Annotated in this window: 1 protein-coding gene and 1 pseudogene; both read left to right on the top strand. The window is 40.0% G+C overall.

What is annotated here, in order from left to right:
• Positions 1–265 (top strand): annotated as a pseudogene (locus F988_RS15385) (hypothetical protein); the annotation flags it as partial.
• A complete protein-coding gene (locus tag F988_RS04600) occupies positions 249–698 on the top strand; it encodes a hypothetical protein (RefSeq protein ID WP_004681395.1) in 450 nt (149 codons plus the stop codon). The pseudogene F988_RS15385 and the gene F988_RS04600, both read left to right, overlap by 17 nt.
• Positions 699–788 lie beyond the last annotated feature (90 nt).

The following is a 788-nucleotide window of genomic DNA, read 5'->3' as shown; positions in this document are numbered from 1 at the left end:
ACGAGTCACGACTAACACAAATGACATTGCACTGTTAAAAACCAATACAGGGAATCTTGCAGCAAATGCAGTGATCTATGATTCAGCAACCAAAGGCACAATTACTTTGGCAGGTACAAACGGTACGAAACTTACAGGTCTGCAAGATGCAACATTAGATGCAACGTCTAAAGATGCAGTAACAGGTAAACAGTTACATGCGACCAATACCAGTATTACAGCATTAGATGGACGGGTGACAACTGAAGTTGGTAGTCACGACTAACACAAATGACATTGCACTGTTAAAAACCAATACAGGGAATCTTGCAGCAAATGCAGTGATCTATGATTCAGCAACCAAAGACACAATTACCTTGGCAGGTACAAACGGTACGAAACTTACAGGTTTGCAAGATGCAACATTAGATGCAACGTCTAAAGATGCAGTGACAGGTAAACAGTTACATGCGACCAATACCAGTATTACAGCATTAGATGGACGGGTGACAACTGAAGTTGGTACTTTAAATACAGCGATTACCAATAGTGCCAATACCATTAACACTCGTATTGATGGTGTAGATACGCGAATTGGCAATGAAGTGGCCACCTTAAATACACGTGTTGATACGACTAATACTGCGTTGGTTCAGGCATTAGGTGGTGGTGCGGCATGGAACAATGGTGTATTCACAAATCCAATTTTTACAATCTGATGTGGTTCCGTTAATTAGACCACTCAATTCAGTTTTATAAGTGATAAATCCGCTCTAAATATTTAAATCATGCTGCCATTACTTTTAGTA

The organism is Acinetobacter parvus DSM 16617 = CIP 108168 (genome assembly GCF_000368025.1).
Classification (GTDB): domain Bacteria; phylum Pseudomonadota; class Gammaproteobacteria; order Pseudomonadales; family Moraxellaceae; genus Acinetobacter; species Acinetobacter parvus.
The sequence above is the reverse complement of the archived record's forward strand: the minus strand, read 5'-3'. Positions and strand labels throughout refer to the sequence as shown.